The 2,698-nt window shown below is 60.9% G+C and carries 2 protein-coding genes and 1 pseudogene; 2 read left to right on the top strand and 1 reads right to left on the bottom strand.

The annotated features are described in order from the left end of the window. Positions 1-177 precede the first annotated feature (177 nt). Positions 178-1,752, bottom strand: coding sequence for an alkaline phosphatase D family protein (locus BFP93_RS14760; protein WP_065893677.1), 1,575 nt, complete (start codon positions 1,750-1,752; stop codon positions 178-180). A 310-nt stretch (positions 1,753-2,062) separates the two neighbouring features. On the opposite strand from BFP93_RS14760, the gene BFP93_RS14755 reads away from it, so the two are divergent. Together BFP93_RS14755 and BFP93_RS14750 are read left to right on the top strand one after the other, a co-directional pair. Continuing rightward, positions 2,063-2,470 (top strand): ExbD/TolR family protein, encoded by a 408-nt coding sequence (locus BFP93_RS14755; protein WP_065893676.1) that lies wholly within the window; start codon positions 2,063-2,065, stop codon positions 2,468-2,470. 2 nt (positions 2,471-2,472) lie between these two features. Next, a pseudogene (locus BFP93_RS14750) lies at positions 2,473-2,698 on the top strand (energy transducer TonB); the annotation flags it as partial.

The raw sequence follows: 2,698 nt of genomic DNA, 5'->3' as shown, positions 1-2,698 counted from the left end.
GGCGCCTAGGATCAAAAGCAGATCAAGATCAAGAGCGGCTCGCTTCGCATCGTGGTTACGGTTGGGCGCTGCTGAGTTGTGTAGATACCTATGCCCCGATGAGGGAGTGTCAGTAGGCGCATTTTTGACTGAACCAACGCCATCGGGGGCAAGCCCCCTCCCACATTTGAGCCCAGGCTACACAGCCATCGCCCCCGCCCTGCCCGGCTCCACCACAAACGACTGCAACGTCGAGACCGTGGCTGCCGGGTCGCGTGGGTCGCTGATCACGCGAAAGTGCGTGAGCATCTTTCGCGCGTCCAATTCCACCGACACATAGCCACGCTGGCGACTGTCAAAAAACTTCACATGGGGATTGAGCGGCAGGATTTTCGTGAAGGCCTCATAGGGCGGGCCATCGGAGGTCACCGACGAGCCGACGAATTCAGTCGCCACAACCAGTGAGTCCGGGTCATTGGCATCGGCGTGCAGGTCCGTGGTCCAGAAAGAGTGGATATCCCCGCCCCAGAACACCGGGTTATTTACGCGGTTGCGCTGGATGGACGCCAGCATTCGCTTGCGGTTGGCCATATAGCCATCCCAGCCATCGGTCCAGCGGCCGACTTTGTGATGAGTCAGGTCACGCTGCATCAGCGGCGCCACCAACAAGTCCTGGGCGATCACATTCCACCGCGCCCTGGACTGGGCAAAGCCCTGGTCCAGCCAGGCTTCCTGCTGCCAGCCGAGCAAGGTGCGGGCGGGGTCACGCAAGTCGCTGCAGGGGGTGGTGACAATATGTCCTTGATGGCTGCCATCGGCCGCGATGCAAGGCTGCTCGGAACGGTACTGGCGGCCGTCGAGCACATGGAAGCGCGCGAGCCGCCCATAGTCCAGGCGCCGGTAAATGCGCATGTCCGGGCCCTGCGGCCGGCTGCTCGCACGCAGCGGCATATGTTCGTAGAACGCCTGGTAAGCCGCCGCCCGTTGCTGGAGAAACCGCGCCACGGGGATTTTCGGGTCCTGGGACCAGCGGTTGGCATAGTCATTCTGCACTTCGTGATCGTCCCAGGTCGCCACGCTGGGCGCGGCGGCGTGCAGGGCCTGCAAATCGGGATCGGTCTTGTACAGCGCGTAGCGGTTACGGTAGTCGCTCAAGCTCACCGCATTCCCGCTGCCGTGGGCGCGAAACACTTTGCCGGAGTCCGCCGCGTAGGAGCTGTCGTAAATATAGTCACCGAGAAAAAACACCAGGTCGGGACGCTCGGCAGCGAGATGACGGTAGGCACTGAAATACCCGCGCTCCCAATGCGAGCAGGAGACGAACCCGAGCCGGGCGGACGCCATCTCATGCCGCGCAGGCGTGGTGCGTGCCTGACCAATCGGACTCTGCGCGCCAAGGCCCTCGAACTGATACCAGTACGGCCGGCCCGTCGCCAACCCTACCACCTCGACATGTACCGAGTGGGCAAAATGCCCGGTCGCGATCACTTCGCCCTGTTGCACAATCCGCGTCATCGCCGCATCGCTGGCCACCCGCCAGCGCACCGGCACCGCACGCTGCAATCCACCGCGTCCGTCCTCGGCATTGAACAACGGCGCCAGGCGCGTCCATATCACAAAGCCATCCGGCAATGGGTCACCGGACGCTACGCCGAGGGTGAACGGATAATCCACCCCGGCACTGCGCGCAAACGGGCTGAGGATGGAAAACGCCGTAGCGACCGCCAGCCCGCCGAGTACTCGGCGTCGATCAGCGTCAACTGCGCTCTTCATGACCTGCGCTCGCGATCATCACACCCATTTTCAAGCACAGTAAATCTCTCGAATTGCGCCACGTCCCGCGCCTGCATGAGCACACTCGGGGTAAAGAAATGCGATAACAAACGACTCATGGGTAGGCGGCTCTCGATATAAATTTCTCGAGCATGTACGTCCTGGATGTCAGTTTCGTTACGCCCAAAAACTGACGGGTAAGTTTTCTGAAAGCCCCGTCCTAGAGCTTTCAAATCGCCAATTAAAGTTAACCATTCGGTCATTTTTGCTTGCTAGCGTGTTGCCCCTAATTCAATAACGGGGTAACGGAATGAGAACCTGGGATGAACCCAAGAAGCGCAAGGCGCACATCGAACTGATCCCGATGATCGACGTGATGATGTTCCTCCTGGTGTTTTTCGTACTGGTGAGCCTGAACGTAATTCCGGCCCTGGGCATGAAGACTCAGTTGCCCAGCGCCAGCAGTTCACAGCAGCTCAAACCGCAGAACAAATTCATCCTCACCCTGGGCCTGGAAGGCCAGTTGCAACTGGACGGCAAGGACCTCTCGGTGGACGCGCTGGTGCCGGCGCTGAAGGCGGCGCAAAAGCCCGATACCCAGTCGACGATCATCGTCAACAGCGACAAAGGCGTAGAGGTTTCGCGCCTGGTGGAAGTGATGGACACCCTGCGCCTGGGTGGCTTCACCTCCGTGTCCATTGCCACGCGTAAGTCCTGATCATGTACCTGCTGTTTCGAGTACGTCAGTGGCTGGGCAGTGTCCCGGCCTTGGTCGCGCTGGTGCTGATTGCACTGGGTATCCAGTCCCAGACCTTGAAGGTCGAGCCGGTGTACGACGAGTCGGCGGTCGAGCTGGCGTTGGTCGAGCCGGAGCCGGAGGTGGTCCCGCAGCCTGTGGTGGAACAGGCGCCGCCACCGCCGGTGATCGAAGACGAGGAAGCCGAGC

This window comes from Pseudomonas sp. 44 R 15 (genome assembly GCF_900004965.1).
Taxonomy (GTDB): Bacteria; Pseudomonadota; Gammaproteobacteria; order Pseudomonadales; family Pseudomonadaceae; genus Aquipseudomonas; species Aquipseudomonas orientalis_A.
This window is presented reverse-complemented; position numbering and strand designations above follow the sequence as displayed.